Below are 26,417 nucleotides of genomic sequence, written 5' to 3'. Positions count from 1 at the left end.
CTTGGCCAGCATCAATTGTTGGCGTCGCTGTCGGACACGACGTCGCCATCGGAGAGCACGCCGCGCCGCTCGCCCGAGCCGTAGCGGAAGGCGCTCCTGAAATGCGGCCCGCGCCGGCTTTCGAGCCAGGTGAGATCGCTGCCGTAGACCACCGTCAGGCCCGGCGCCTGCGTGTGCAGGGCTGCCAGCGCCTTGAGCCATCCGACGACCGCGGCGCGATCCTCGCCCCCTTGCCAGGCCGACGCGAGTCGCGAACGCGGGCGCTGCCAGGTGACGTTGCGCTGCATCGCCGCGGTATCCCCGGCGAACAGGTATTCGCGCCCATCGGCAAGACGCACGTAGATCATCTGCGAGCCGCGCGAATGGCCGGGGGTGGGCACGAACACCACGCCCGGCGCGATCGGCGTGGGCCCCTGCGCGTCGACAACCGGCGCGACCTGCGCCTTCACGCCGGGGCGCATGCGGTCCATCGTCTCGACTTGCACGCGCGTCACCACGACTTTGGGCGCGATCTGGTCGAACAAGGCCGAGGTGGTGAAGCCGCCCACGAAATCGGGATGTTCATGCGTGAAAACGATCCGCCGCGAGCGCATCATCCAGCCATCGACCTGGTGCCGTGCGGCATCGTTGAAGTGGTCGAAGCCGATTTCCTCTGCCTGCGCGCGGTTGGGGCCGGCATCGATCACCGTGTCGCCGCCGGGCGTGACGAGGCGATAGGCCACCTTGCCCACCAGTTGCGAGCGCAGACCGCCGCCCGCCACCAGCATCGTGCCTGCCATGCGGCGCACCGCGACGGGAGCATAGGCTATCTCCACCGGGCGAGGGCCGGGAATGCGATCAGCGGCACGGCGCAGCGCGGCGATGTCGATCCGTGGCGTCGGGGCTTCAGCGGTGCGCGCGTCGATCAGGTACCAGTAGTACGGGCCGGCCGTCAGCAGGAACAGCGCGATGAAAATTCTCGACGGCAGTCCCACCGTAGCCCCCTTCAGAACACGGCCACGCGGGCGAGCCCGTGCGCGGCGAGCGCCCCGGATAGCCCGGTGATGGAATCGTCGGCCCGGGTGAACAGCGCCAGATCGGGCGCGTCGCGCCGCCAGTCCTGCCCTTGCGTCAAGGCGGCGATGCGCCTTGCGATCCCGTCCGATCCATCGATGAAGCGGACGTCCGGCCCGAAGGCCTGTGCCAGTTCGTCCTGCACCAGCGGAAAGTGGGTGCAGGCCAGCACCACGGTGTCGATCCGTTCGCCACCGGGCATCGCGCGCAAGGCGGCAGCGGCGCGGGTATAGACTTCGGGATCCACCGCTTCGCCGCGCAGCTTGGCTTCAGCCGCGGCGACCAGTTCGGGCGCGCCATGGCGCAGCAGCAGCTTGTCGGCGGCAAATTCGGCCTCCAGCCGATCGACATAGCCCTGCCGGATCGTGGCGGCGGTGCCGAGCAGGCCGATCACTCCGGTGCGCGTCATCGCGGCGGCGGGCTTGATCGCGGGCACCGTGCCCACGATCGGCACTTCCAGCACCTCGCGCACCGAAGCGAGCGCGATGGTCGAAGCGGTGTTGCAGGCGATGCAGACGAGGCGTGGGCGGAAGCGTTCGGTCATGCGGCCCAGCAGGCCCGACACGCGCGCGGCGATCTGCGCCTCCGTCTTGTCGCCATAGGGCAGCCCGGCATTGTCTGCGGCGTAGATCACCGGTGCCTGCGGGAGCAGCTTGCGCACCTTGGCCAGCACCGACAACCCGCCGACTCCCGAATCGAACAGCAGCAGCGGAGCGGCTGGATCCGCCGCCACCGCGCTGGTTCGCGCCATTTCGGACGCAACTCGATCCTGAAAGCCTGCCCTCATAGGGGGCGTTCTACTGGCAGAGCCGCCAAAAAGGAAAGCCGCCTCTCCCTTTTGTTTCGCAGCGGCGATATGACCCCGCTTGTGGAACAGATTTTCGCGCTCGCGCTCGGCTATGCCCTGGGGTCCGTCCCCTTCGGCCTCATCCTCACCCGCCTGACCGGGGCTGGCGACTTGCGCGCCATCGGTTCGGGCAACATCGGAGCGACCAACGTGCTGCGCACCGGGCGCAAGGGGCTGGCGGCGTCGACGCTGCTGCTCGACATGGGCAAGGGGCTGGCCGCGGTGCTGCTCGCCCGCCACCTGTGGGCCGGAGCCGAAGCGCTGGCGGCTCTGGGCGCGGTGCTGGGGCACTGCTTCCCGGTGTGGCTGCGCTTCAAGGGCGGCAAGGGCGTGGCGACGCTGATGGGCGTTTCGCTCGGGCTCGCCTGGCCGATCGGGCTGGCCTATGCCGTGGTGTGGCTAGGGATGCTGGCGATCACGCGGATTTCCTCGCTCGGCGGGCTGTCCGCCGCCCTGGCGGCCCCTGTCGCGGCAGTGATCCTCGGCTATCGCGACGATGCGCTGGTGCTGGCGCTGCTCGCGCTGCTGGTGTTCTGGCTGCACCGCGCCAACATCGCCCGCCTGCGTGCGGGCACGGAACCGAAAGTCGGGTCGAAAGGGTGAGCGAGGCGCAGGCGCCCGCACTGAGCCGCGACGAGGCGTTCGCCCGCATCCGCCTGCTGCGCTCGCCCAACGTCGGGCCGGTCAGCTATGCCCAGTTGCTGCGCCGCTTCGGTACCGCGAGCGAGGCCATCGCCGCGCTGCCCGACCTGGCGGGGCGGGGCGGTGCGCGTTATCGCCCCGCCGAGGCCGCGCGGATCGAGGACGAGATCGCGGCGGTGCGCAAGCTTGGCGCGCGTTACCTGTTCCACGATTCTCCCGACTATCCCGAAGGCCTCGCGCGCCTTGAAAGCCCGCCGCCGATCCTGACCGTGCGCGGCGATGCGGCGCTGTTCACGCGGCCATCGGTGGCGGTGGTCGGCGCGCGCAATGCCTCGGCGGGCGCGGTCAAGCTGGCGCGCCAGTTCGCGACCGCGCTGGCGGGCGAGGGCTACGCCGTGGTCTCCGGTCTTGCCCGGGGCATCGATTCCGCCGCCCATGCGGGCGCGCTGGCGGGCATGTCCGAAGGGGGCGGCACGATCGGCGTCATCGCCAGCGGCATCGACGTGACCTACCCGCCCGAGAACCTGGACCTGCAGGAAGAGGTCGCGACACGCGGGCTGCTGATCGCGGAAATGCCGCCGCGCACCGAACCGCTGGCCCGTCACTTCCCCTGGCGCAACCGCATCATCGCCGGGCTGGCAAGTGGGACGTTGGTGGTGGAGGCGGCGCCAAAGTCTGGCTCTCTGATCACCGCGCGGCTTGCGGCGGAGGCGGGGCGCGAGGTCATGGCCATTCCCGGCTCGCCGCTCGACAGCCGCTCGCAGGGCTGCAACCACCTGATCCGCGAAGGCGCGGTGCTGGTGCAGAGCGCGCAGGACGTGATCGAACTGCTGGCGGGCTTCGACGGCGCGCCGCGCTCGACCTTTCGCGAAAGCGAGCCGATGGCGTTTGTGCCCGCCGAACCGGAAGACCCTGCCGATATCGCGGGCCTGCTGGGCACCGCGCCGGTGCCGGTGGACGAGATCGTCCGCCAGAGCGGCGCGTCGACTGGAGCCGTGCAGACCGCGCTGCTCGAACTGGAACTGGCAGGGCGTCTCATCCGCCATGCCGGGGGCAGGGTCTCGCTCGCCTGACGACATCCCCCGATCGTGGGATGGTGACGGTTTTGCAGCGCTCTAGGGTGTGGCTACCGTTTCCGGGGGATGCTGCCATGACCAAGAGCCGTCTGTTTTTTCTCGCTGCGCCCGCGCTGGCGCTTGCCACGATCGCCGCCCCTGCCGCCGCCGCGCCCGACCAGCTCGTCAAGGTGTCGGGCAAGGACGCGGTCAAGGGCGCGAGCGCCGTGGCGATTGGCGCGTTCAACGTCGGCTTCATCTTCGAATCGACCGACCAGACCAAGGCGACCGGTGGCATGATCGGGGCCTTTGGCGGCACGACCAAGGCGAAGTCCTCGCTCGTCGGCGTCACCCCGCAGATGATGCAGGCGGTGGCCGATGCCGCCTATGCCGATTTCGTGACACAGCTGACCGGCGCGGGCTTTGCCGTGCGCGATGCCGCCACGGTGTTCGCCGCGCCCGAACTCGCCAAGCCGCACGGCAATCCCTCGCCGCTCGACGTGTCGATCATGCTGGAGAAGAAGAGCAAGGGGAAGGCGACCTACGTCAAGCCGACGGTGCTGCCGACACTGATCATGCTGCCCGGCGATTTCCAGGGCAGCGGCCTGTCCAGCATCGGCCTGTCGATGGAGGCGGGGCAGGCCAGCATGGCGCTGTCGAACTATGCGAAGGCGGCGGGCGTGCCGGTGATCGGCGTGACCTACCTGATCGACTTTTCCGACCAGAAGCGCCCCGGTGCGTTCAGCTTCGGCGGGTTGGAGGTCAATGCGAACGTTTCGGTCGTGTCCGGCTTCTCGCGGATGACCGTGCTGGGCAGCAACGGCAAGACGGTGACGATGACGCTGGCGCGTGGCATTCCGGTAGACGGCGACCTGATCGAGAAGCATGATGCCTCCAGCGGCCTCGACAAGACCACGCAGGCCGCCGCCAACGTCGCGGGCGGGCTGATGGCGGCTTTCGGCCACGGTGGCATGATGTTCGGCAAGACGCGCAAGTTCGAATTCCAGGCCAAGCCCGGCAACTACGAACAGGGCGCAACCAAGGCCGCCAGCCTTGCCAACCAGCGTCTGGTGGAGCAGATCGTCGTCCTTCGCTGACAACGGGCGAAAGGGGAGGCGATGGCCGAAGCACGACTGGCGCAACGGATATTCCGGAGCGCGGCGCTCTGGGGCTTTCTCGTGCTGCCGCCGCTCTACCTCGTGCCACTGCCGCATCTGGGCGCTGAAACCTTCCTCGGCTTCGTCGGCTGCGCGATTGTGTTCCAGGCGGTATTCTGGATCGTGGGCGGCGATCCGGTGAAGTACCGCGCGCTGATGATTCCGGCCGTTTTCGAAAAGCTCGTGTTCGGCGTACCCGCGCTGGTGCTGTTCACGCAGGGGCGCGTCCTGCCGATTGTGGCCTTCTTCGCCGCGATCGATCTGCTGCTGGCGGTCTTGTTCCTCATCGCCTGGCGGGCTACGCCCCGCGCCTGACCGGACGAGGGTATGGGTTGACGAGAGGCCGTTCGTCTCGCCACCCTCGTGCGTACGCATACGTGTAAGGGTTCAGTTTCACCGCCATGCAGCTTGTCATCGTCGAATCCCCGGCCAAGGCCAAGACCATCGAGAAGTATCTCGGTCCCGGCTTCCAGGTCCTCGCTTCCTATGGGCACATCCGCGATCTTCCGGTGAAGGACGGCTCCGTCCGCCCGGACGAGGACTTCGCGATGGACTGGGAACTGTATGGCGACAAGCAGGCGCGGGTGAAGGCCATCACCGACGCTGCCAAGCAGGCCGACCGCCTGATCCTCGCGACTGACCCTGATCGCGAAGGTGAAGCCATTTCCTGGCACGTCAAGGAGTTGCTGGGTAAACGTCGTGCGCTTCCGAAGGAAGTCGAACGCGTCACCTTCAACGCCATCACCAAGCAGGCGGTGACCGAGGCGATGAAGCGCCCGCGCGAGCTGGATCAGGACCTGATCGATGCCTATCTGGCCCGCCGCGCGCTCGACTACCTGTTCGGCTTCACCCTTTCGCCGGTGCTGTGGCGCAAGCTGCCCGGCGCCAAGTCGGCGGGCCGCGTGCAGTCGGTGGCCCTGCGCCTGATCGTCGAGCGCGAGCGCGAGATTGAGGCGTTCAAGTCGCAGGAATACTGGTCGGTCGTCGCGAAGCTGGAGCAGGGCGGCACCGAATTCCTCGCCCGGCTTGTGAAGTTCGATGGGCAAAAGCTTGAAAGGCTTTCGCTGGGTGAGGAGGGCATTGCCCTGCGCGCCAAGTCCATCGTCGAAGCGGGCACCTTCCGTGTCGAGGAGGTCGAGACCAAGCCGACCCGCCGCAATCCGTCGCCGCCGTTCACCACTTCCACGCTGCAGCAGGAAGCGGCGCGCAAGCTGGGCTTCTCGGCCAGCCACACCATGCGCGTGGCGCAGACGCTCTATGAAGCGGGCGCGATCACCTACATGCGTACTGATGGCGTGCAGATGGACCACAGCGCCATTTCGGCGGCGCGGGTGGCCATCTCTGACCGCTATTCGGGTCATTACCTGCCCGAAAAGCCGCGTCATTACGAAACCAAGGCCAAGAATGCGCAGGAGGCGCACGAGGCGATCCGTCCGACCGACTTCACCAAGGACCGCCACGGTTCGGGTGACGAGGCGCGGCTCTACGACCTGATCTGGAAGCGCGCGCTGGCAAGCCAGATGGCCTCGGCCAACCTCGAACGCACCACCGTCACCCTGCGTGACGGCACCGGCAAGCACGAACTGCGCGCCACGGGGCAGGTGGTGAAGTTCCCCGGCTTCCTCGCCGTTTACGAGGAAGGCCGCGACCAGAAGAGCGACGCGGACGACGATGAAAGCGGCCTGCTGCCGGCGATGGCGGCGGGCGACACCCCCGCAAAGCGCGGCGTCGAGGCGAGCCAGCACTTCACCCAGCCGCCCCCGCGCTATTCCGAAGCAAGCCTCGTCAAGCGGCTCGAGGAACTCGGCATAGGCCGCCCTTCGACGTATGCTGCAACGCTCCAGGTGCTCAAGGACCGCAATTACGTCCGCACCGAAAAGAACCGCTTTTTCGCAGAGGAAAGCGGGCGGCTGCTGACGGCGTTCCTCGAACGCTTTTTCGATCGCTACGTCGCTTATCAGTTCACGGCCGGGATGGAGGACGAACTTGACGACGTCTCGGGCGGGCGCGCGGCTTGGAAGAAGGTGCTGGAAGCGTTCTGGCGCGACTTCAAGCCCAAGTCCGATGAGGTCATGGAGAAGAAGCCCAGCGAGGTAACGGCCGAACTTGACATCTTTCTTGAAGATTACCTGTTCCCGCCGAAGGACGACGGCAGCGATCCACGCCTGTGCCCCAAGTGCCAGTCGGGCCGCCTTGCCTTGCGCGGCGGCAAGTATGGCGCGTTTGTCGCCTGCTCGAACTACCCTGAGTGCAAGTTTACCCGCAAGTTCGCGCAGCCCGGAGGCGCCGAGGATGGCGGCGATGGCGGCGAGACCGTGCTGGGCAAGGACCCGGTGACCGATCTTGACGTCACCCGCCGCACGGGCCGCTTCGGTCCCTACATCCAGCTGGGCGAGGGCAAGGAAGCCAAGCGCGCCTCGATCCCCAAGGACATCGGCGAGCTGGATCTAGAATGGGCGCTGAAGCTGCTGTCGCTCCCGCGCGAGATCGGCGTGCACCCCGAAAGCGGCAACGTTATTACCGCAAGCATAGGGCGTTATGGGCCGTACCTCGCGCATGATGGCAAGTATGCACGGCTCAAGGCGACCGCCGAAGTGTTCGAAACCGGCATGAACGCCGCCGTGATCAAGCTGGCCGAAGCGGCGGCGGGCGGCGGGCGTCCGGCGCGTGGCGCGGCGGCCGAACCGCTTAAGCTGTTGGGCGCACACCCGACCTCGGGCGGCGAAATCAAGCTGATGGCAGGGCGCTATGGCCCCTACGTCACCGACGGTACGACCAACGCCACCCTGCCGCGCGACAAGCAGCCCGAGGCGCTGACGCCAGAGGAAGCCATTGCGCTGATCGACGCGCGCGCGGCCAAGGGGCCCGCGAAGGGCAAGAAGAAAGCCGCGCCGAAGAAGGCCGCTGCCCCCAAGAAGGACGCGGCGGAAAAGAAGGCGCCTGCGAAGAAAGCGCCTGCGAAGAAGGCCGCACCCAAGGCCAAGGCTCCTGCCAAGGCTCCTGCCAAGGCCAAGGCCGTCAAGTCCGCGGAATGACGCGCCGCGCCGGAGGGGCTATCCCTTCCGGCGCCGCCACAGGCCGAAGGTGTGCGTGCCCAGCTTCACGCTGGCGTAGCGTTCGTAGCCGCGGGCGAGGAAATCGCCCACGATCGCACGCGTTTCCCAGTTGGGCAGGTAGAACGGCCACCATTCCGCCACGACCACCACGTCGGGCCGCGCCATCAGGATGCGCGCGACTTCGAGGTTGGGATCGATGTCGAGCGCCTGCGCCTCGGTCCAGGTGTTGAGGTGGTTGGGGAAGGGATAGCGGCCCGGAAGGCAGCTTCCCGCCATGCGATAGAACGCCGGTTCGCCATCGAACACGAAGGCGCAGCCGCCGTGCAGCTCGCTGCGGATCGCGGTGGCGACGTGGTCGGCCTGCGCCTTGGTGCCATGGCGGCGGATGCTGTCGGCCATGACCACCACGCTGGCGATCGCGCCGAAGCCCAGCAGCAGCACGCAGCGCCAGCGCGCGCCCGGCACTTGGGCCAGCGCGGGCGCGGCCAGCACGCTCAGCGGCACGAGCACCGGCGTGACGTAATGGTCGTACCACGATCCGAAGGCGAGGAACCCGGCAAAGGCGGCGATCGCCCACAGGCGCAGGAACCACAGCGCCGCCGGATCGTGTCCTTCGCGCGGAGCCAGTCGCCGGTCGGCCCACAGGATCGCCAGCCAGAACGGCACGAGGCCCAGCATTTCGCTGCCCAGCCGCGACCACGAGGCCATGCCATCGGAACGGCGGTTGAGGATCGACAGGAAGTTGGCGTGGATGAAGGCCTCGCCATGCCCCAGCGCGGCATAGACGGCCAGAAACGCGAGCGTGGGCGCGATCGCAACGGCGCACCACAGCAGGGCAACCCCGGCCAAGCGCCCCGCATTCCAGCCCAGCGCACGCGCGCGGGCAAGCAGGACGACGCCGAACGCCGCGCCTTCGAACACCACCGTGTACTTGATCTGGATCGCCAGCCCCAGCAGCGCCATCGCCTGTACGCCGCCGCGCACGAAGTCGCGTTCGTCGCGCGCGCGCCAGGCCTCTAGCGTGCGCAGCGCCGCAAGCGCCACGGGCAGGTTGTAGAACACCGGGGCCTGCCCGATGCCGAAGCAGTACACCGGCAGGAACAGGATATAGACGGCGCCCGCCAGCCGCGCGGCGGCAGGACTGGCGATCTCGCGCGCCAGTCGCTCGATCACCAGCGCGGTTGCCGCGCACGCGGCCACGCCGAACAGCTGGTACGTAACGACGCCATCGCCCGGAAACAGCAGGAAGAAGCGGTAGAGCAGGAACAGCCCCAGCGGCTTACGGTCCCAGATGTCGACGAAGGGCAGCGCGCCGTGCCGCATATGGTCGGCGACGAGCAGGTAGAACTCCTCGTCCACATGCAGCACCGGATTGCCGAACTGGATCAGATGCAGGGCCAGCGTCAGCGCAAGGAAGCCGAGCGCGGAGACGAGCGGGCGGGGGAGGTCGGTCGGCCAGGTCCAGCGCGGTACCGGGACTGCAAAGGGCCCGCTACCCGCCAGTGCAATTCCTGCAGCCGCAGCATCGTTGCCGCGCAGTTCAGACATCAAGATGCTCCATCGACCGCACGACGCTCGCACTCTGTGCACGAACTGACAGTATTGTTCCAATAAAATCAGTATGCATCAGTCCTGAAAATGCGCCAGATCGAATAAAGGCCTGAATTAATTGGCGCGCTGTTGAAAGAAGGGAAGGCCTGCGCAAATCTCTGAAACAGCCGTTGCAATTCTATACGTTCCAAACGTGACAAAGCCACGCGGCGGGGCAACGGCGCGTACGCTGAAAGGCGCGCGGTCCGTGTCGCCGACCGTGGCATTGCCGGTCTGTTGCAAGCTTAACGCCCTGTGCGGCGTTTCCCTTCGCGGGTCAGGAAATCGCGCGGGCGACGGCTTCCAGTTCGTCCTGGGGCACCAGGATCGCGCCGCCGCGCGGGCGGTCGAGATCGAGGATGGTGACGAAGGCGCCCGCCAGCAGCGCGAAGAAGATCAGCGAGGCCAGCGTATGGCGCCGCCCCGTACCGGCGAGCGTGTAGCCGAGCATGGTCGCGCCCGCGCAGCAATAGAGCGCCAGCAGCAGCAGCACCTCTTCGGGCAGCCGTGCCTTGCGCGCGGCATGGCGCGCGGTGGCAAGGTCGCTCATCTCGTTGTAAGCCTGCACCAGCACGGGGCCGCGCGTATCGGGCGGCATCGAACGCAACGTTGCGAACAGCAGGTTGCCGAATCCGTCGCCCAGACGCGCCGCTTCGTCCACCGCGCCCTGCCAGCGCGCATCATCCTCGATCTTGCCCGCTTCTGCGCGGGCGCGGGCATATGTCGCGAGCGGGAGGCGCAGTGCTGCGGCCTGGGGCTCGTCGAACAGGCTCAGGCGGCTTGCCATCGTCGAGATCGCGTTGGCCTCGTCGACCACCAGTTCGCGCCGCGTCTCGTAACGCCCGATGGCGAGGCTGAAAGCGAAGGCCATCAGCAGCGCAAGCAGGCCGAACACCCCCGACAGCACATAGCTCTCGTTGCTGGTCGCCCCGTCCTCGCGCCCGCGCAGCAGCACGCCGTGCAGGACCTGGCCAAGGCCATAGGCCGCCAGCATCGCGATCAGCAGCACGCACCCGATCAGCAGCAGTGGCGCATTGTCGATCATCCGGTCGGTCCTCCCGCTGAAGGGATGCGGCAAGCCCGCAATCCGGTCAACCGCGCCTTGCCAGCAACCGCGCGAGGCCTTCGGCAATGGCGCCGTGCGCCTTGGGGCCGGGATGCAGCGGCACGCCGCCATCGGGCTCGCCCGGCGCGATCCCCAGGCTCCAGGGATCGGCCTCGCACGGACCATGGCCTTGCGTCAGCGCCGAAGCCCTGAACAGCAACGCCCGGTTGCGGCGTGCCACCCGCGCGGTGATGGCGGCCAGCCGTCGGGCCTGCGCCCGGCTCGATGCCAGGGCATCGGCGTCGCCCGGCAAGGCCGCACAGCCGCCCGTGGGGCCGACGATCGTGACGTAATCCACGAACACCAGGCGCGCGCGCGGCGCACGGGCATGCACTTCGGCGGCGATCCGCGCCATCCGTTGTTCGACCCCGCGCCAGTCGGCCTCGCTCACGACGCGAGGGCGGGGACACTGGGGCGGGCGCGCAGCTTCCGGCATCGTCGCGCAGGCCGCCGCGCCAAGGTTGGTCACGAAGCCGACATCGTTGCCGCCGGTCGTCACCGTGACGAGACGCGTGTCGGCGGTGACCGCCTCGATCTGCGGGGCGATCTCGTTCCAGGGGCCGAGGATATGCTCGGTGGTGGAGCCGCTGCAACTCGCATCGGTCAGCTTCAACCGCAGCTTGGCTGCAAGCTGACGGGGATAGCTCGCAGCGCCATGGCCGCAGCGCGCCGGGGCGCCATCGGCGACCGCGCCAAGACCCGGCCCTGCCGCATAAGAGCTGCCAAGCGCCACGTAACGGTCGCCGGGCGCCGGGGCAGGGCGCGCCTGCGCGGTGGAGCAGGCGATCATCGCCGCCAGCGCCAGAGCGGCCGGGCGCATCACTTCACCCAGTCGAGGCCTATTTCCTCGTAGATTTCCTTGCTCTCGGCCCAGTTTTCCTCGACCTTCACGTGCAGGAACAGGTGGACCTTCGTGCCCAGCAGTTCGGCCAGCTCCTTGCGCGAGGCTTCGCCGATCGACTTGAGCTTGGATCCGCCCTTGCCCAGCACGATCCCGCGCTGGCTGTCGCGCGCGATGACGATCTGCTGGTGGATCTCGACCGAACCGTCCTTGCGATGGGTATAGCTTTCGGGCCGCACCGCGCTGTCATAGGGCAGCTCGTCGTGAAGCTGGCGGTAGATCTGCTCACGCGTGATCTCGGCGGCGAGCAGGCGTTCCGAAGCGTCGGACACCTGATCTTCGGGATAGTGCCACGCGCCTTCGGGCATCAGCTCGGCCAGCCGGGTCTTGAGTTCGGCCACGCCATCGTTGGTCAGCGCCGAAACGAAGAACACCTCGTCGAAATTGCCCAGCGGCGACAGTTCCTCCGCCGCGACAAGCAGGGGTTCCTTGGGGCTCGCGTCGACCTTGTTGAGTACGAGGATCTTGCGTTCGGGGCGGTCCTTCAGGCTGGTCAGGATCGGTTCGAGATAGTCGCGCTTCTTCTTGCGGGAATCGACCACCAGCAGGATGGCATCGGCTTCCGAAGCGCCTTCCCACACCGCGTTGACCATGGCGCGGTCGAGCCGGCGCTTGGGTTCGAACAGGCCCGGCGTGTCGGCGAGGATGATCTGCGTCTCGCCTTCCAGCGCGATGCCCATCAGCCGTGCACGGGTGGTCTGCGCCTTGGCCGAAACGATCGCCACTTTCTGGCCGACGAGCGCGTTGACCAGGGTGGACTTGCCCGCATTGGGGGCGCCAATCACGGCGACGAGGCCGCACTTTTCCGTCACGTTACGAGTATTCCGTTCTTTTCGAGGATCGAAGTGGGGCTGAGTATATCAGCCGAAGCGCTCCATGAACATCCGGGCCGCTGCGGTCTCGGCTTCCTGCTTGCTCGAACCGCGCGCTTCGGCTTCGCCCACCCCGCCCACGGCGACGCGCACGGTGAAGATCGCGGCATGGTCGGGCCCGTCGCGGCTGGCGAGCGTATAGACCGGGGGCTTGCGCCGGTTGCCCGCGGCCCATTCCTGCAGGGCGGCCTTGGGATGCTTGCGCTGCCCGGTGCCGCCGCTCATCGGCCGGGCCCAGGCCTTCCGCACGAAGGCGCGGGCGTCATCGAAGCCGCGTTCGAGGAACAGCGCGCCGATCAGCGCTTCCATCACGTCGCCGAGGATGTTGTCGCTGTTCGCGCCGCCATCGTCGCGGGCCTGCTTGCCCATGCGGATGTGCGGCGGGATGCCCAGCGTGCGGGCAACGTCAGCGCAGGTCTCGCGGCTGACCAGCGCGTTGAGCCGCTGCGACAGCTTGCCTTCGGCCGCACCGGTGTTCTCGAACAGCCAGTCGGCGATGACGAGGCCAAGCACGCGGTCGCCCAGAAACTCCAGCCGCTGGTAATCGACCGGCTCTCCCAGCGACCCGTGCGTCAGCGCAGCGTGCCACAACGCGGCGTCACGTTGCGCCGCGCCGGTCAGCTCGGTCAGGAAGCGCGCCGTCTCTTCGGTCAGCGAAGGGGAAGGGGTCTTGCTCAGAACGTGCCCCCTATCCGGTTCCAGCGCGCGGCGGTGAACCACGTCCAAGGCAGGAACCAGTTGGCGCTGCCGTCGGTCGACCACATCACGATCGTGGCGCGCCCGACGAGGTTGTCCTGCGGCACCATGCCGATGCCCGCGCCTTCAACGGCGGGGAAACGGCTGTCCATCGAGTTGTCGCGGTTGTCGCCCATCAGGAAGATGTCGCCTTCGGGCACCATCACCGGCGGGGTATCGTCCTGCGGGCGATAGCCGAGGTCGAGGACGTTGTAGCTCCGGCCCTCGGGCAGCGTCTCGCGGAACTGCGGGTAGTGGCACGAAGCCGTGCCATCCTTCTCGGTCGCCTCGAATTCGGGCGCGACGCAGTTGGTGTTGGCCGAAACCGGGATCACGAAGTCGGCAATGCGCTCCTTCTTCACCGGCTTGCCGTTGATGTGCAGCACGCCACCGATCATCTGGATGGTGTCGCCCGGCAGGCCGATCACGCGCTTGATGTAGTCGACATCGTTGCCCGGCGGGGCCTTGAAGATCACCACGTCGCCGCGCGCAGGCTGGCCCGCCAGAATGCGGCTCGGCAGCAGTGGGGCGCTGAAGGGCAGCGAGTACTTCGAATAGCCGAACGGCCACTTGGCGGCGAGCAGGTAGTCGCCGTTCTCCAGCCGGGGGAGCATCGATTCCGACGGGATGTTGAAGGGCGAGAAGATGAAGCTGCGGAAGATCGCGACGATCAGCACCAGCTTGATCAGGAAGACGGGGAAGCTGTCCTCCTTCTTCTCTTTCTTCACGCGTGTGCGCGCCATGTTGGGTTCTCCGGGCTGGCCCGGCGCTGGCGCGGAGGTCCCTTCCACGGGTCCATTGTCGTCGGGTGAGGTCATCGTGGCGGTCATGTGGAGGGGCCTTGCCTACGTCAAGCGGGATTCGTGGCCCGACCTGCCCACAAAATACGATTTCGCACAGGCCCCATCGATGAACGGCGGTGCTTGGCGGACGAAGCCCGAGCGGGCATTGAGGGGCGAATACCGCAGTTGCGAAAGGACAAGACAGATGGCGGACCCGGCCCAGGCGCTCTGGCGCGAACTCGAGAGCCTCGATGCCCCCACGCTTTCCGCGCTTTTTCAAGGCGATGATCGCCTCGCGCGCTACTGCACGGAGCTGGAGATTCCCGGCGGCCCGATTCGGTTCGACTGGGCCAAGACCCACCTGACGCCTGCGGTCGAAGCCGTTCTGGCGCGCATCGCCGCCACCATGGGCTTCGAAGCCAAGCGCGACGCCCTGTTCGCGGGCGAGCCGATCAACAACACCGAAGGCCGCGCCGCCGAACACAGCGCCGAGCGCGGTATCGGCTCGCCGACCGCCGTGGTCGAGGCCGAAGCGCTGCACGCGCGCATGAAGGGGCTGGTCGACGCGATCCACGAAGGTCTGCTGGGCGAGGTGAAAAGCCTGATCCACATCGGCATCGGCGGTTCGGCGCTCGGCCCGGCGCTGGCGATCGACGCGCTGGCGCGCGAAGATGCCAAGGTCGCGGTCCATGTCGTCTCGAACATCGACGGTTGCGCGCTGGAAGCGGCGATGAAGCAGTGCGATCCCGAAACCACGATGATTGCACTCGCGTCCAAGACCTTCACCACCACCGAGACCATGACCAACGCCGCTTCGGCGCTGGAATGGCTGCGGCAGGGCGGCGTCGCCGACCCCTATGGCCGGGTCGTGGCGCTGACCGCCAGCCCGGACAAGGCCGTGGAATGGGGCATCGACGAAACCCGCGTGCTGCCGTTCAGCGAGACCGTAGGCGGGCGCTATTCGCTGTGGTCCTCGATCGGGTTTCCGGTCGCGCTGGCGCTGGGATCGGACGCCTTCGCCGAATTCCTCGACGGTGCCGCCGCGATCGACACGCACTTTATCGAAGCGCCGTTCGATGCGAACGTGGTGGTGCGCGCGGCCTTTGCCGACCTCTATTACACGCAAGCGCGCCGCTGCCAGACGCGCGCCGTCTTCGCCTATGACGAACGCCTCGCGCTGCTGCCCGACTATCTCCAGCAGCTGGAGATGGAATCGAACGGCAAGCGCGTGACCGCGAATGGCGAGCCGCTGGAACGCCCGTCCGCCCCGATCACCTGGGGCGGCGTGGGCACCGATGCGCAGCACGCCGTGTTCCAGCTGCTGCACCAGGGCACGCACCTGATCCCGGTCGATTTTCTCGCGGTGAAGGTGCCGGGCCACGATCTCGATCCGCTGCACCACCAGATCCTGCTGTCGAACTGCTTTGCGCAAGGCGCGGCGCTGATGGCGGGCAAGGCGTCCGAGGACGGCGCGCGCGCCTATCCGGGCGACCGTCCTTCGGCGACGATCCTGTGCGACGACCTGACGCCCGGCACGCTGGGCGCGCTGATCGCGTTCCACGAACACCGCACTTTCGTTTCGGCGATGCTGCTGGGGATCAATCCCTTCGACCAGTTCGGCGTCGAGCTGGGCAAGGCGATCGCCAAGCAGATCGACGCGGGCGGCGGCGAAGGCTTCGACGCTTCCACCGAGGCGCTTCTCGCGGCCGCCGGCATCGGCGGGTGATCTGAAGGGGCGGCGCTGCCCACCCCCGCCCCCTCCGGCTTGCGAGAGGGGGCACGCAGCGTGGACACGGGCTGCGGGGAGCGGGACGACCGACAGACAAGCTACCCGTCGCCCCGTGCTTGACACGGGGCTCGGCTTCCCTTGCGCCCCCGCGTTTGGCATGCTGGCGTGATGGAAAAGGGCGGCTGGGTCTATATCATGGCAAACCAGACCGAGGCGGCATGTATGTGGGTGTCACCTCCGATCTGATCCGTCGCGTATGGCAGCATCGTGAAGGTCGTGGCTCGATCCACGTAACGGACTTTGGCAAGACCAGGCTGGTCTATGCCGAGCGGCACGCGGAAATCGAACAGGCCATTGCCCGCGAGAAACTGGTCAAGAAATGGCGCCGGGAATGGAAATTCGCGCTGATCGAGACGGACAATCCAGACTGGCTGGACCTTTGGGACCAGTGGTATCCGGTGGCGACACCGCAAAGCGAGAACGCAAAGTAGCCAAGCCCCGTGTCAAGCACGGGGCGACGGTAGATGTTGGGTGGTTAGCGGTCGTTCGACGCAGCGAGCAAAACGCTAGTCGTCTTCGCTAAGAACCGCGCGTCTCGTTCGTTGATCGCACCGCAGAGCAAGGCGGCAGCCTTGCGCGTATCAACAGGTGCTATCCGAACTTGGCGTATCAACTCCGCTCGGGATGCCTCGGAGTTCAGTATCCGCATCAAAAGTATTGATGCCCAACGGCTTGAACCAGCCACCACGCCGGACAAGGCGGCAAGGAAGTGCCTGATATACGTTGCGTCATCAAAATGCTCGGCAGCGTGGACCAGTGACCATAGACCCTCATCTTCCACGTCATCGGTCAACATGAGCAGAAGTGGCGCTATTGTTCTCGGATCCCCGACAGAGCCGATTGGCTTAAGGGCAGCATCGATGTCGCGGGCTGCTGCACCGCGTGCGATCACCCGCCGTAGCTGCGCTAGGTCGTCTTCAAGCATGAGGCACGATGGCTCGGCGACGGAATGTCTGCAAGTGGGCGCAAACCGCCGTTCGAATATGGCCCCACCTCTTGGGGCAGGCCGGTTCCCGCGCTTCTCCCTTGGCAACCGCCCCCCGTCCGCCCCATATGCGCCGCAAAGGAGCATTTCATGGCCGAGCAGGACTACGACTACGACCTTTTCGTCATCGGCGCAGGTTCGGGCGGGGTGCGCGCCAGCCGGATCGCGTCGAGCCACGGCGCGCGCGTGGCCGTGGCCGAGGAGTTCCGCGTCGGCGGCACCTGCGTCATCCGCGGCTGCGTGCCCAAGAAGCTGCTGGTCTACGGTTCGCACTTCGCCGAGGAACTGCAGGATGCGGCCAACTATGGCTGGACGGTCGAGGGGATGCGCTTCGACTGGCCGACCCTGCGCGATGCGGTGAACAAGGACGTCGACCGGCTGAACGCGGCCTACACATCGACGCTGGAAAACAACAAGGTCGAGCGTTTCCTCGAACGCGCCGAGATCACCGGGCCGCATTCGGTGCGGCTGGCCGACAGTGGGCGCGAGATCACCGCCAAGGTCATCCTGATCGCCACCGGGGCCTGGCCCGTGACGCCGGACTTCGAAGGCGCGGAACATTGCATCACCTCGAACGAGGTGTTCCACCTGCCCGAACTGCCGAAGAAGGTGGTGATCGCAGGCGCGGGCTACATCGCGATGGAATTTGCCGGCATCTTCAACGCGCTGGGCAGTCACGTAACGGTGGTCAACCGCAGCGAGACGCTGCTGCGCGGCTATGACGAGGCCCTGCGCGACCGCCTGCTCCAGATCACCATGGCGCGCGGCATCGAATACAAGTTCAACTGCCCGTTCGAGAAGGTGGTGAAGCGCGAGGACGGCTGCCTCGAAGCGTACCTCAAGAACCAGCCCGATCCACTGGTGGCCGACGTGATCCTTGTCGCCACCGGGCGCCGTCCCAAGGTCGACGGGCTTGGCCTTGAAAACGCCGGGGTGGAGCTTGGCGAGCGCGGCGAGATCAAGGTCGACGCCTTCAACCGCACCACGTGCGACAGCATCTATGCGGTCGGTGACGTGACGGACCGCGTGCAGCTGACGCCCATCGCCATCCGCGAGGGCCATGCCTTTGCCGACCGCGTGTTCGGCGGCAAGGACGTGTCGATCAGCTACGATTGCATCCCCAGCGCGGTGTTCTCGCAGCCGCCGCTGGCCGCTGTCGGCCTCACCGAAGGGCAGGCGCGCAACCAGTATGGCGCGGTGAAGGTCTATTCGTCGGACTTCCGCCCGATGAAGAACATCTTCGGGCACCGGCCCGAGCGGGGGCTGTACAAGATGGTGGTCGATGCCAACACCGACCGCGTGCTGGGCATCCACATGATCGGGCCGGAAGCGCCCGAAATCCTGCAGGCAGCGGCCATTGCCGTGAAGGCCGGGCTGACCAAGGCAGCGTTCGACGATACCGTGGCGCTGCATCCGTCGATGGCCGAGGAACTGGTCCTCCTCAAATAAAGTTGCGGAATGCAACTTATGTGATAGTCTCCCCCGCAACGACAAGCGGGGGAGATGAGACATGGACCTGAACGGCAAGCTGGTATTGCTGACCGGCGGCACCGACGGCATCGGATTGCGGCTGGCGCGGCAATTGCGGGGCAAGGGGGCCGAGGTGATCGTTACGGGACGCACGCCTGACCGCATCGAAGCGGCGCGCGGCGAAGGGTTCGAGGTGATCTCCGCCGATCTCGCCACCAGCGGAGGCGTTGCCGGTCTGCTCGCGCAAGTGGCAGGTCGTCCGATCGACGTGCTGGTCAACAACGCCGGAATGGGCGCGGCGCACGACTATCGCGCCGCCATGCCCGATGCGGCGGCGGACGAACGCACCCTGCAGCTCAACGTCCACGCGCCCATCCGGCTGATTGCCGGGCTGATGGAAACCCTGCGCGCGCGGCCGGAGGCAATGATCGTCAACGTCACCTCGGGCCTGGCCATCGCGCCCAACACGGCCAGCGCGATCTACTGCGCCACCAAGGCGGCGCTGCGCAGCTACACCATCGCGCTGCGCGAACAGCTGAAGGCCACCCGCATCCACGTGCTGGAAGTGCTGCCGCCGGTCGTGGAAACCGCGATGACCACCGAGCTCCACATGAAGAAGCTGTCGCCCGAGGCCTGCGCCGCCGAGATCGTCACCGCGATGCAGCGCAACGCCGACGAGGCCAACGTCGGGCAGGTGAAGTTCCTGCGTCTGGTCTATTCGCTGTCGCCCGCGCTCGCGCGCCGCCTCATGCTGGCATTCTGAAAGGGAGCAATCCGATGAACGGAACCGTTCTTGTCACCGGCGGCAGCGGCTACATTGCCGGCTTCCTGATCCGCCAGCTGCTCGACGCGGGCTGGCACGTGAACACCACCGTGCGCAGCCTTGCGCGTGAGGCGGAACTGCGGCCCTTGCTGGGCGGAACGCCCGAAACGCTGAAGTTCTTTGCCGCCGACCTGACCTCCGACGCGGGCTGGGACGAGGCGGCGGCGGGATGCAGCCATGTGGCGCACGTGGCCTCCCCGTTTCCGCTGCACGTGCCCAAGGACCCCGAAGAGCTGGTCGGGCCCGCGCGCGACGGTGCGCTGCGCGCCCTTCGCGCGGCGAAGAAGGCGGGGGTGACGCGCTTTGTGCTGACCTCCTCGTTCGCCGCGGTGGGCTATGGCCATCCGCCGCATCGTTACGTGGCGGGCAAGGTCTTTGCCGAGGGTGACTGGACCGTGCTGGAGAACCCCGCCGTGCCGCCCTACATGCGCAGCAAGACCGTGGCCGAACGCGCCGCCCGCGACTGGATCGCGGCGGAAGGCGCGGGCATGGAGTTCGTTTCGGTCAACCCCGTGGCGGTGCTCGGGCCGGTGACGAGCGGCGATCTTTCGACCTCGATCGAACTGGTCAAGCAACTGCTCGAAGGCGCGATTCCCGCGCTGCCCGATGTCGGCTTCGGCATCGTCGACGTGCGTGACGTTGCGGACCTGCACGTGCGCGCGCTGACCGAGCCGGGGCTGGCGGGCGAACGCTTCCTCGCCTCGGGGCCGTTCCTGACCTTTTCCGAGATCGCCGCCATCCTCAAGCGGCGGCTGGGGCACGAGGCGCGCAAGGTGCCGACGCGGCGGCTGCCCAATTTCGTGGTGAAACTCGGCGCGCCGTTCAGCTCGGCGCTCAAGCAGGTGTCGACCGAACTCGGCAAGGTCCGCGCGGCGAGTTCCGCCCATGCGGAACGGCGCGTCGGCTGGACCATGCATCCGGCGGAGGACACGATCATCGAGACTGCGCGCAGCCTGATCGACCTCGGGCTGGTGAAGGTGTGACGTTACGCTGCGGGCGAGGACGGCGGGCTCAGATCCCCGCGTACCACTGATAGCCGCGGTGATCTTCCCAGTATCCGCCGCCGCCGCCGTGGATGCCCGCAAGGCTGGCGACCGCTTCGATCCGCATGACGTATTTGGCCTGCTTGTAGCCCAGCTGCCGCTCGACCCGCAGCCGCAAGGGGGCGCCGTGGCCAACTGACAGTGGCTGGCGGTTCATGGTGTGGGCCAGGATTGTTTGCGGGTGGAAGGCGTCGACCATGTCGATGCTCTCGTAATAGGGCTTGCCCGCATAGTCGTCGGCGCAATGGAACACCACGTAACGCGCGTTTGCCGAAAGCCCGGCATGGCGCAGCACAAGCGCGAGCGGCACGCCGGTCCATTCGCCGATCGCGCTCCAGCCTTCGACGCAATCGTGGCGGGTGATCTGGCTACGCGCGGGCATGGCGCGCAGTTGTGCGTGGCTCAGCGACAACGGATGTGCGACCATGCCGCCCACGGCAAGTCGCCAGTTCGCAAAGTTTTCGGCTGCGTGGCGCTGATAATCCGCTGATCCCGGCGCGCGGGTGCCGTTGACCCGGAAGCTGGGCGACAGATCGGCGCGCGTAAACTCGGGCGCGAGCGCGTTGCGGTCCGTAACGAGACGTTGCGCGCTCATCGTCGCCTTCTCGCCCAGCGTCAGCACCTTCCTCACCGTGGGCGATGCGACGATGCGGTCGCACCCGGCGAGCATCAGCCCCGCGCCACCGACCAGAGCATTGCGGCGGGTGAGGATCGTCATGGCCGCTTCTCCATTGGCAACCTGTACCACCCCGTCACCATCGAGCGCAGTTCGTTGAGCGGTCCGGCCAGCAGCACCATCGCCAGATGTGCCGCGATGAACAGGGCGAGCCCGCTGGCGCAGAGGAAATGGATCGACCGCGCCGATTGCCGCCCGCCGAACAGGTCGAGCAGAACCGGAAACGCGGCGTTGAGCGCCGGGCTCATCGTCAGGCCGGTCAGCACCACCAGCGGCAACAGCACGAGCAGGACGCCGAGATAGGCGAGCTTCTGCAAGGGGTTGTAGGCGCGCGCGGCGTCTCCGGTGGGGAAGCGCAAGGCCGCGTGCGCCTTGATATCGCGCCACAGGTGGCCGGGCGATCGCTCCTCGCGCCGCAGCCAGAGATCGCGCACAAGGTGGCGTGACGTGACGGCGTAGACCAGAAAGGCGACAAGGCTTGCCGCCAGCACCCACGCGAAGAAGAAATGCCACTGGCGCGCGGCCGCAAGGTCGTAGCGGCTGGGGATCGTCAGCAGCGGCGGGAAGGGCACGTCGCTGCCGGGGAAGTTGGGGATTTCCAGCCAGGCATGGTCGGGATTGGCGCCGAACTTGCCCCAGTAGAGCCAGGGATGGGCGTTGAGGATCATCATCCCGCTCATCAGCATCACGAACACGCTCAAGGCGTTCAGCCAGTGCCAGATCCGTACCGGCAGGCGCGTGCGATAGATCAGCGCGGCGTGGTCCATCGGTGTTCTCCGGCGAGTGCGATCAGGTCGCGGCGGGTATGGCGCCGCGCGGCGGCGCCCTCGTGGCACGCGCGCGGCACCGGGCGCAGCGCGCGCAATCCGGCCCGCGCGATCCACTGCAGCTTGCGCCCGTTGCTCACCACCGTGCGGCTGTGCCACGCCCGCTCACCCCGGCGCTCCACCTCTCGCGCGATCTCGCCATAGATGCCCGCCGCCGCGAGGATCGCCCAGCGCTGGCGGGGCTTGAGCCGGCCAGCGCCCACCCGCGCGGAACATTCGTGCGCGTGCGCCAGGCGGCACATGCGCTGCGCCAGCGCGGCCATGGCCTTGCGGTGGATCGGCTTCATCTGCTCGCCGGGGGGAATGTCCATTTCGGCCAGCCATTCGAGCGGTACGTAACAGCGCTCCGCCGCATCGTCCTCGGCGAAGTCGCGCGCGATGTTGGCGAGCTGGAACGCAAGGCCAAGGTCGCAGGCGCGATCGAGCGTATCCTCGTCGGTGGGCGAGACTCCCATGACCACGGCCATCATCACGCCGACCGCGCCCGCGACATGCCAGCAATAGCGCATCAGGTCGGCCTCGCTACGCGGCTGCCAGTCGGCCGCATCGAGCGCGAAGCCGTCGATCACCGCGTTCGCCATGTCGAGCGTCAGCCCGGTCTCGGTCGCCACCAGCCCCAGCGCGTCAAAAGCCGGATCACCCGCAGGCATGCCCGCGAAGGCGAGAGCGGTCCGGTCGCGCACCTCGGCGAGACGTTGCGTTACGTCTTTGGTGCTGCCCAACCTGCCACCATGGTCCTGATCGTCGATCAGGTCGTCGCAGCGGCGGCACCAGGCATAGAGCAGCCACACCCGCTCGCGCGTCGCGCGGTCGAACAGGGCGCTCGCCGCGGCGAAACTCTTCGATCCCTTGCGGATCGAATCGCGCGCCGTGGCGACGAGGCTACTTCGATCTTCCATCTCCCCTGACCTTACAGGTCCTCGGCCTTCATCGCAAAGATCGGTTGGTGCGGTTCGTGCGCGGCCATGCGCGCCAGCAGCAGGTCCAGATCGTGTTCGGCGATGAGAATGCCCGCGTGGGCAGGCCGCACGAAGCCCACCTCGATCATGTGGCGGTTGAACGCCAGCAGGTGATCGTAGAACCCGAAGGCGTTGAGCAGACCGACCGGCTTGGCGTGGTAGCCGAGCTGCGCCCAACTCACCGCTTCCCACAGTTCGTCCATCGTGCCGACGCCGCCGGGCAGGGTCAGGAACCCGTCGGACAGGTCGGTGAAGGCCTGCTTGCGTTCGTGCATCGAGCGCACCACGTGCAGTTCGGTGCAATCCGGGTTCGCGACTTCGGGGCCCGCCAGCGCTTCGGGGATCACGCCGATCACTTCGCCGCCTGCCGCCAGCGCACCCGCCGCGACTGCGCCCATCAGGCCCAGTCGCCCGCCGCCATAGACCATGCCGATCCCGCGCGCGGCCAGCGTCGCGCCCACCGCGCGCGCCAGCGCAACGTAACGCGGGTCCGCCGGGGAAGCCGATCCGCAATAGACCGCGATACGCTTCACGCAAGATCCTCCAGCATGAGCTTCGCCGTCGCTTTGGCGCTGCCGACAACGCCCGGAATCCCGGCGCCGGGATGCGTCCCCGCGCCCACCAGATAGAGGTTGGGGATGGCATCGTCGCGGTTGTGCGCGCGGAACCAGGCGCTCTGCGTCAGCAGCGGTTCAAGGCTGAACGCGCTGCCCAGATGCGCCGACAGGTCCGTGGCGAAGTCGCTGGGGGCATAGTGGAACTTCGTCACGATACGGCTGTGGATGTCGGGGATCAGCCGACGCCCCACTTCATCGAGGATGCGCTTTTCCAGCAGCGGGCCGATCTGCTCCCAGTCGACCGGCAGCTTGCCCATGTTGGCGACCGGCACCAGCGCATAGAACGTGCTCATTCCCTCGGGCGCCATCGACGGATCGGTGACGGTCGGGTGGTGCAGGTAGATCGAGAAGTCCTCGGGCAGCACGCCGTGGGTATAGATGTCGTCGAGCAGCCCCTTGTAGCGCGGGCCGAACAGGATCATGTGGTGCGGAATGCCCGGCCAGGTGCCTTCGATGCCGAAGTGGACCACAAACAGGCTGGGCGAGAACTTCTTGCGCTTCAAGGCCTTGGCCTGCCGCTGCGCGTGAGTGCTGGTGCTCAGCAGGTCGCGATAGGTGTGCATCAGGTCGCCGTTGGAGGCGACCGCGTCGAAGTTCGACTGCCACCCGCTGCGCGTCTCCACGCCCGTAACGCGGTTGCCCAGCGACTGGATCTTCGTCACCGGATCGCCCAGCCGCACCGTGCCGCCGATCCGCTGGAAATGGCGCACCATGCCATCGATCAGGCGGTTGGTGCCGCCCTTGGCCCACCACACGCCGCCGTCCTTTTCCAGCTTGTGGATCAAGGCATAGATCGCGCTGGTCTGCATCGGATTGCCGCCGACGAGCAGGGTGTGGAAACTGAACGCCTCGCGCAGCTTTTCGTGTTCCATGTACTTGGAAACGATCGAATAGACCGAGCGCCACGCCTGATACTTCGCGAGCGCCGGGGCGGCCTTGATCATGCTGGCAAAATCGAGGAACGGCACCGCGCCCAGCTTGACATAGCCTTCCTCGAACACGCCTGCGGCATAGTCGACGAACGCTTCGTATCCCGCAACGTCACGGGGGCTGATCTTGGCGATCTCCGCGCGCAAGGCGCTCTCATCGTTGGAATAATCGAAGTTCGTGCCATCCGCCCAGTTCAGCCGGTAGAACGGGCTGACCGGCATCAGCTCGACATCGTCCTCCATGCGGTGGCCGTTGAGCGCCCACAGCTCCTGCAGGCACGGCGGATCGGTGATGACGGTCGGCCCGGCGTCGAAGGTGAAGCCGTCGCGCTCCCAGAAATAGGCCCTGCCGCCCGGCTTGTCGCGGGCCTCGATCACGGTTGTCTCGATCCCCGCCGACTGCAGGCGGATGGCCAGGGCCAGCCCGCCGAACCCGGCTCCGATAACGCACGCCTTCTTCATCGTTGCGACTTCCTCATTTCGTGCGGGCTCATTTCGTGCGGTTTCCGGCCAGCGACAGCGGTTGCGGCTTTTCGCCCAGTCCCGTCAGCACGCCCAGCGCGCGCGTGATCGGCACCGGCGGCTTGCCCGACAGGACGCGGATCTTGTCGAATGCGGTCGTGCGTCCGGCATAGAAACGCTCGATCAGCTTCTCGTCGAGCCGGTAGAACCGTTCGAGCACCTTGTAGCGATCGACCGGTGCCGCCGCGCCATAGAGCATGGCGGTCAACTGGCGAAGGAATAACCCTTTTTTCCAGTGTGTTCTGGCATATTCTTCGGTATATCGCGCAAGTTCTTCGCCGCCGCAATCGGCCCGTCGCGCAAGGGCCAGTGCAAAGCGCACCGCATCGGGCACCGAATAGCTGGTGACGGCGTGGAACAGCCCGGCCCGCGTGCCAGCGCGCGCGATTTCCTTGCCCGTGGAGCGCCAGAACGCGTCGAAATCGCCGCCCGACACGACCGGCAGCACGCCTTGCTCTTCGGCCACGACGCGTTCCACCGTCCAGCCCTGGCGGCGCACGTAGTCGGCAATACGCACCGACAGCACCTCGCCGTCGATCGTCGCGCTGTCGGAATAGTACGTGTCCTCGACGAAGACCTCGTCCTCGGCAAAAGGCAGCACATAGATGAAGCGGTAGCCATCGAGTTGCTCGACGGTGGCGTCCATGATCAGGGGGCGGACCACTCCGTGTGGGTCAGACAACTTCAGGCGTTGGCCCAGGAACTTCTGCCAACCCCCTGTAAGATGGCCCATGTTGCGGATGCCGCGAGCGTCGATCACGGCCCGCGCCTCGATCCGCGTGCCATCGGCCAGCGTGGCGTTGCGGGAGCTTGCGGCAAGCACGCGTGCGCCTGTCAGGACGGCGTCGGCAGGCAGTGCGGCGCGCAGCGCGGCATCGAAGCGGTCTGACGTCATCGCGTAGTAGCTGGTCGACAGCGTGCGGGCGTGCGCCGGAAAGCGCACGTCATAGCCTTTCCACGCGGCGGCGACGGCCGGTGCCAGCAGGTCGCGCCCGGGCTGGCCGACATCGCTGCCGAAGAACGACCAGATATGGTTGCCGCCAAGCCGTTCGTCCTGCTCGACCAGCAGCAGCGACAGGTCCGGCCGGTGCCGCGCGAGCGCAAGCGCGACGAGGCCGCCGGCAAGGCCGCCCCCGAGGATCGCGATGTCGCAGCGTCGAACGGTCATGACGAGGGCGTTAAGGGCAAGGGCAAGTCCACGCAACCGCAGCTTGCGCCCAAAGGGCCCGACGGGCACCAAAGGGAAGGACAGCGAGATGGGGGATGGGGATGCGCGCGCAAAGCACGGATACGACGTTGCGACCGGATCGAACGGGTAGCGGGGTGGCGCTGGCCGGGGGTCTGCTCGTCGTCGCCATCCTGCTCGCCATGCATCGTCCGCCGATCTGCCCGTGCGGGACGGTGCGCCTGTGGGCAGGCGTGGTCCAGTCGCCCGAAAATAGCCAGCAATTGACCGATTGGTACAGCTTCAGCCACGTGATCCACGGCTTCCTGTTCTATGGCGCGGCGCACCTGCTGTGGCGCAAGGCGGGGCTGGCGCGTTACGTTGCGAGCCGCTGGGCGCTGGTCGTGGCGGTGCTGGCCGAAGGCGCGTGGGAAATCCTCGAAAATTCGCCGATCATCATCGACCGCTATCGCGCGGTCACGGTCAGCTATGGCTACAGCGGCGACAGCGTGCTCAATTCCGCGTCGGACATCGCCTGCATGGCGCTGGGCTTCCTGTTTGCTGCCCGCGCGCCCGCATGGGTCACGGTGCTCCTGGCGCTGGGATTCGAATTGTTCACGCTCGCCATGATCCGCGACAACCTGGCGCTCAACGTCCTGATGCTCGCCTGGCCGATCGAGGCGGTCCGCACTTGGCAGGCGGCCGGGTGATCGACTTTCTTTTTTAACCGACCAACGAAAAGGGCCTGCCGAATCCGTTTCGATTTGATATTGGTCAAGGCGTCCTAGACAAGAGACGGCACTGATGCCGCATATCA

The 26,417-nt window shown here is 67.0% G+C and carries 26 protein-coding genes; 11 read left to right on the top strand and 15 right to left on the bottom strand.

What is annotated here, in order from left to right; translation table 11 throughout:
• Window positions 1-11: 11 nt before the first annotated feature.
• Both K3A84_RS02175 and murI read right to left on the bottom strand, forming a co-directional pair.
• Complete coding sequence (locus K3A84_RS02175; protein ID WP_225007436.1) at window positions 12-974, bottom strand: MBL fold metallo-hydrolase; 963 nt, start codon at window positions 972-974, stop codon at window positions 12-14.
• Between the two features lie 11 nt (window positions 975-985).
• Window positions 986-1,804 carry a glutamate racemase gene (gene murI / locus K3A84_RS02170; RefSeq protein WP_225007433.1) on the bottom strand — a complete coding sequence of 273 codons (819 nt, stop codon included), beginning with the start codon at window positions 1,802-1,804 and terminating at the stop codon, window positions 986-988.
• Window positions 1,805-1,909: 105 nt separating this feature from the next.
• Here murI and plsY point away from each other — a divergent pair, with 105 nt between their 5' ends.
• From plsY to topA, 5 genes are all read left to right on the top strand, one after another.
• Entirely contained in the window at window positions 1,910-2,503 is a 594-nt protein-coding gene (plsY, locus tag K3A84_RS02165) for a glycerol-3-phosphate 1-O-acyltransferase PlsY (protein WP_225007431.1), read from the top strand.
• Window positions 2,500-3,615: a DNA-processing protein DprA gene (gene dprA, locus K3A84_RS02160; protein ID WP_225007429.1), complete on the top strand. Its 1,116-nt coding sequence runs from the start codon at window positions 2,500-2,502 to the stop codon at window positions 3,613-3,615. The genes plsY and dprA overlap by 4 nt, the downstream gene beginning before the upstream one ends.
• A 77-nt stretch (window positions 3,616-3,692) precedes the next feature.
• The gene (locus tag K3A84_RS02155) at window positions 3,693-4,694 is read left to right on the top strand and encodes a hypothetical protein (protein ID WP_225007426.1); all 1,002 of its coding nucleotides are present in this window, start codon (window positions 3,693-3,695) and stop codon (window positions 4,692-4,694) included.
• Between the two features lie 21 nt (window positions 4,695-4,715).
• Window positions 4,716-5,069: a hypothetical protein gene (locus K3A84_RS02150; protein WP_225007425.1), complete on the top strand. Its 354-nt coding sequence runs from the start codon at window positions 4,716-4,718 to the stop codon at window positions 5,067-5,069.
• Between the two features lie 86 nt (window positions 5,070-5,155).
• A complete protein-coding gene (gene topA, locus K3A84_RS02145) occupies window positions 5,156-7,789 on the top strand; it encodes a type I DNA topoisomerase (protein WP_225007423.1) in 2,634 nt (877 codons plus the stop codon).
• Window positions 7,790-7,807: 18 nt separating this feature from the next.
• On the opposite strand, the gene K3A84_RS02140 is transcribed toward topA, so the two are convergent.
• The 6 genes from K3A84_RS02140 to lepB all read right to left on the bottom strand — a co-directional run bounded on the left by K3A84_RS02140 (window position 7,808) and on the right by lepB (window position 13,756).
• On the bottom strand, window positions 7,808-9,358 hold the full coding sequence (locus K3A84_RS02140; RefSeq protein ID WP_225007422.1) for an ArnT family glycosyltransferase: 1,551 nt from the start codon (window positions 9,356-9,358) through the stop codon (window positions 7,808-7,810).
• Between the two features lie 319 nt (window positions 9,359-9,677).
• Window positions 9,678-10,445: a bestrophin-like domain gene (locus K3A84_RS02135; RefSeq protein ID WP_225007421.1), complete on the bottom strand. Its 768-nt coding sequence runs from the start codon at window positions 10,443-10,445 to the stop codon at window positions 9,678-9,680.
• Window positions 10,446-10,491: 46 nt separating this feature from the next.
• Window positions 10,492-11,325 carry an SGNH/GDSL hydrolase family protein gene (locus K3A84_RS02130; protein WP_225007420.1) on the bottom strand — a complete coding sequence of 278 codons (834 nt, stop codon included), beginning with the start codon at window positions 11,323-11,325 and terminating at the stop codon, window positions 10,492-10,494.
• Window positions 11,325-12,218 carry a GTPase Era gene (gene era, locus K3A84_RS02125; RefSeq protein WP_225007419.1) on the bottom strand — a complete coding sequence of 298 codons (894 nt, stop codon included), beginning with the start codon at window positions 12,216-12,218 and terminating at the stop codon, window positions 11,325-11,327. The genes K3A84_RS02130 and era overlap by 1 nt, the downstream gene beginning before the upstream one ends.
• 48 nt (window positions 12,219-12,266) lie before the next feature.
• A complete protein-coding gene (gene rnc, locus K3A84_RS02120; RefSeq protein ID WP_404823103.1) occupies window positions 12,267-12,932 on the bottom strand; it encodes a ribonuclease III in 666 nt (221 codons plus the stop codon).
• Window positions 12,933-12,952: 20 nt separating this feature from the next.
• Window positions 12,953-13,756: a signal peptidase I gene (gene lepB, locus K3A84_RS02115; RefSeq protein WP_225007418.1), complete on the bottom strand. Its 804-nt coding sequence runs from the start codon at window positions 13,754-13,756 to the stop codon at window positions 12,953-12,955.
• Window positions 13,757-14,000: 244 nt separating this feature from the next.
• Between lepB and pgi the strand changes: the two genes are divergently transcribed.
• Together pgi and K3A84_RS02105 are read left to right on the top strand one after the other, a co-directional pair.
• A complete protein-coding gene (gene pgi / locus K3A84_RS02110; protein ID WP_225007417.1) occupies window positions 14,001-15,521 on the top strand; it encodes a glucose-6-phosphate isomerase in 1,521 nt (506 codons plus the stop codon).
• A 221-nt stretch (window positions 15,522-15,742) separates the two neighbouring features.
• Entirely contained in the window at window positions 15,743-16,015 is a 273-nt protein-coding gene (locus tag K3A84_RS02105) for a GIY-YIG nuclease family protein (RefSeq protein ID WP_404823084.1), read from the top strand.
• Between the two features lie 44 nt (window positions 16,016-16,059).
• Here the strand turns inward: K3A84_RS02105 and K3A84_RS02100 are convergent, their stop codons facing one another.
• Window positions 16,060-16,509 carry an Imm30 family immunity protein gene (locus K3A84_RS02100; protein WP_225007415.1) on the bottom strand — a complete coding sequence of 150 codons (450 nt, stop codon included), beginning with the start codon at window positions 16,507-16,509 and terminating at the stop codon, window positions 16,060-16,062.
• A 150-nt stretch (window positions 16,510-16,659) separates the two neighbouring features.
• Between K3A84_RS02100 and gorA the strand changes: the two genes are divergently transcribed.
• From gorA to K3A84_RS02085, 3 genes are all read left to right on the top strand, one after another.
• Entirely contained in the window at window positions 16,660-18,018 is a 1,359-nt protein-coding gene (gorA, locus tag K3A84_RS02095) for a glutathione-disulfide reductase (RefSeq protein WP_225007414.1), read from the top strand.
• Window positions 18,019-18,079: 61 nt separating this feature from the next.
• On the top strand, window positions 18,080-18,802 hold the full coding sequence (locus K3A84_RS02090) for an SDR family oxidoreductase (RefSeq protein WP_225007413.1): 723 nt from the start codon (window positions 18,080-18,082) through the stop codon (window positions 18,800-18,802).
• Window positions 18,803-18,816: 14 nt separating this feature from the next.
• Window positions 18,817-19,845 (top strand): SDR family oxidoreductase, encoded by a 1,029-nt coding sequence (locus tag K3A84_RS02085; RefSeq protein ID WP_225007412.1) that lies wholly within the window; start codon window positions 18,817-18,819, stop codon window positions 19,843-19,845.
• A 28-nt stretch (window positions 19,846-19,873) separates the two neighbouring features.
• Here the strand turns inward: K3A84_RS02085 and K3A84_RS02080 are convergent, their stop codons facing one another.
• From K3A84_RS02080 to crtY, 6 genes are read right to left on the bottom strand one after another with little or no spacing between them, the layout of a single operon-like run.
• Window positions 19,874-20,623 (bottom strand): molybdopterin-binding protein, encoded by a 750-nt coding sequence (locus K3A84_RS02080; RefSeq protein WP_225007411.1) that lies wholly within the window; start codon window positions 20,621-20,623, stop codon window positions 19,874-19,876.
• Window positions 20,620-21,348: a cytochrome b/b6 domain-containing protein gene (locus K3A84_RS02075; protein WP_225007410.1), complete on the bottom strand. Its 729-nt coding sequence runs from the start codon at window positions 21,346-21,348 to the stop codon at window positions 20,620-20,622. Before K3A84_RS02075 ends, K3A84_RS02080 begins: the two co-directional genes overlap by 4 nt.
• On the bottom strand, window positions 21,330-22,307 hold the full coding sequence (locus tag K3A84_RS02070) for a phytoene/squalene synthase family protein (RefSeq protein ID WP_225007409.1): 978 nt from the start codon (window positions 22,305-22,307) through the stop codon (window positions 21,330-21,332). Before K3A84_RS02070 ends, K3A84_RS02075 begins: the two co-directional genes overlap by 19 nt.
• An 11-nt stretch (window positions 22,308-22,318) precedes the next feature.
• Entirely contained in the window at window positions 22,319-22,900 is a 582-nt protein-coding gene (locus tag K3A84_RS02065; protein ID WP_225007408.1) for an LOG family protein, read from the bottom strand.
• Entirely contained in the window at window positions 22,897-24,375 is a 1,479-nt protein-coding gene (locus tag K3A84_RS02060; RefSeq protein ID WP_225007407.1) for a phytoene desaturase, read from the bottom strand. Before K3A84_RS02060 ends, K3A84_RS02065 begins: the two co-directional genes overlap by 4 nt.
• A 28-nt stretch (window positions 24,376-24,403) precedes the next feature.
• Complete coding sequence (gene crtY / locus K3A84_RS02055; RefSeq protein ID WP_225007406.1) at window positions 24,404-25,603, bottom strand: lycopene beta-cyclase CrtY; 1,200 nt, start codon at window positions 25,601-25,603, stop codon at window positions 24,404-24,406.
• A 128-nt stretch (window positions 25,604-25,731) separates the two neighbouring features.
• Here crtY and K3A84_RS02050 point away from each other — a divergent pair, with 128 nt between their 5' ends.
• Window positions 25,732-26,310, top strand: a complete 579-nt coding sequence (locus K3A84_RS02050; RefSeq protein ID WP_225007405.1) for a DUF2585 domain-containing protein — start codon at window positions 25,732-25,734, stop codon at window positions 26,308-26,310.
• The last annotated feature ends 107 nt before the right edge of the window (window positions 26,311-26,417 follow it).

This window comes from Novosphingobium percolationis (genome assembly GCF_020179425.1).
Lineage (GTDB): Bacteria > Pseudomonadota > Alphaproteobacteria > Sphingomonadales > Sphingomonadaceae > Novosphingobium > Novosphingobium percolationis.
Note: the sequence above shows the minus strand (reverse complement) of the source record. Positions and strands in the feature narration are given on the sequence as shown.

What these genes read in the sequence shown, in the direction of transcription:
- murI (WP_225007433.1), bottom strand. Translation starts at nt 1,804, where the DNA reads ATGGCGCGAACCAGCGCGGTGGCGGCGGATCCAGCCGCTCCGCTGCTG.
- plsY (WP_225007431.1), top strand. Translation starts at nt 1,910, where the DNA reads ATGACCCCGCTTGTGGAACAGATTTTCGCGCTCGCGCTCGGCTATGCC.
- K3A84_RS02155 (WP_225007426.1), top strand. Translation starts at nt 3,693, where the DNA reads ATGACCAAGAGCCGTCTGTTTTTTCTCGCTGCGCCCGCGCTGGCGCTT.
- K3A84_RS02150 (WP_225007425.1), top strand. Translation starts at nt 4,716, where the DNA reads ATGGCCGAAGCACGACTGGCGCAACGGATATTCCGGAGCGCGGCGCTC.
- topA (WP_225007423.1), top strand. Translation starts at nt 5,156, where the DNA reads ATGCAGCTTGTCATCGTCGAATCCCCGGCCAAGGCCAAGACCATCGAG.
- K3A84_RS02140 (WP_225007422.1), bottom strand. Translation starts at nt 9,358, where the DNA reads ATGTCTGAACTGCGCGGCAACGATGCTGCGGCTGCAGGAATTGCACTG.
- K3A84_RS02135 (WP_225007421.1), bottom strand. Translation starts at nt 10,445, where the DNA reads ATGATCGACAATGCGCCACTGCTGCTGATCGGGTGCGTGCTGCTGATC.
- K3A84_RS02130 (WP_225007420.1), bottom strand. Translation starts at nt 11,325, where the DNA reads ATGCGCCCGGCCGCTCTGGCGCTGGCGGCGATGATCGCCTGCTCCACC.
- lepB (WP_225007418.1), bottom strand. Translation starts at nt 13,756, where the DNA reads ATGGCGCGCACACGCGTGAAGAAAGAGAAGAAGGAGGACAGCTTCCCC.
- pgi (WP_225007417.1), top strand. Translation starts at nt 14,001, where the DNA reads ATGGCGGACCCGGCCCAGGCGCTCTGGCGCGAACTCGAGAGCCTCGAT.
- K3A84_RS02105 (WP_404823084.1), top strand. Translation starts at nt 15,743, where the DNA reads ATGTATGTGGGTGTCACCTCCGATCTGATCCGTCGCGTATGGCAGCAT.
- K3A84_RS02100 (WP_225007415.1), bottom strand. Translation starts at nt 16,509, where the DNA reads ATGCTTGAAGACGACCTAGCGCAGCTACGGCGGGTGATCGCACGCGGT.
- gorA (WP_225007414.1), top strand. Translation starts at nt 16,660, where the DNA reads ATGGCCGAGCAGGACTACGACTACGACCTTTTCGTCATCGGCGCAGGT.
- K3A84_RS02090 (WP_225007413.1), top strand. Translation starts at nt 18,080, where the DNA reads ATGGACCTGAACGGCAAGCTGGTATTGCTGACCGGCGGCACCGACGGC.
- K3A84_RS02085 (WP_225007412.1), top strand. Translation starts at nt 18,817, where the DNA reads ATGAACGGAACCGTTCTTGTCACCGGCGGCAGCGGCTACATTGCCGGC.
- K3A84_RS02080 (WP_225007411.1), bottom strand. Translation starts at nt 20,623, where the DNA reads ATGACGATCCTCACCCGCCGCAATGCTCTGGTCGGTGGCGCGGGGCTG.
- K3A84_RS02075 (WP_225007410.1), bottom strand. Translation starts at nt 21,348, where the DNA reads ATGGACCACGCCGCGCTGATCTATCGCACGCGCCTGCCGGTACGGATC.
- K3A84_RS02070 (WP_225007409.1), bottom strand. Translation starts at nt 22,307, where the DNA reads ATGGAAGATCGAAGTAGCCTCGTCGCCACGGCGCGCGATTCGATCCGC.
- K3A84_RS02060 (WP_225007407.1), bottom strand. Translation starts at nt 24,375, where the DNA reads ATGAAGAAGGCGTGCGTTATCGGAGCCGGGTTCGGCGGGCTGGCCCTG.
- crtY (WP_225007406.1), bottom strand. Translation starts at nt 25,603, where the DNA reads ATGACCGTTCGACGCTGCGACATCGCGATCCTCGGGGGCGGCCTTGCC.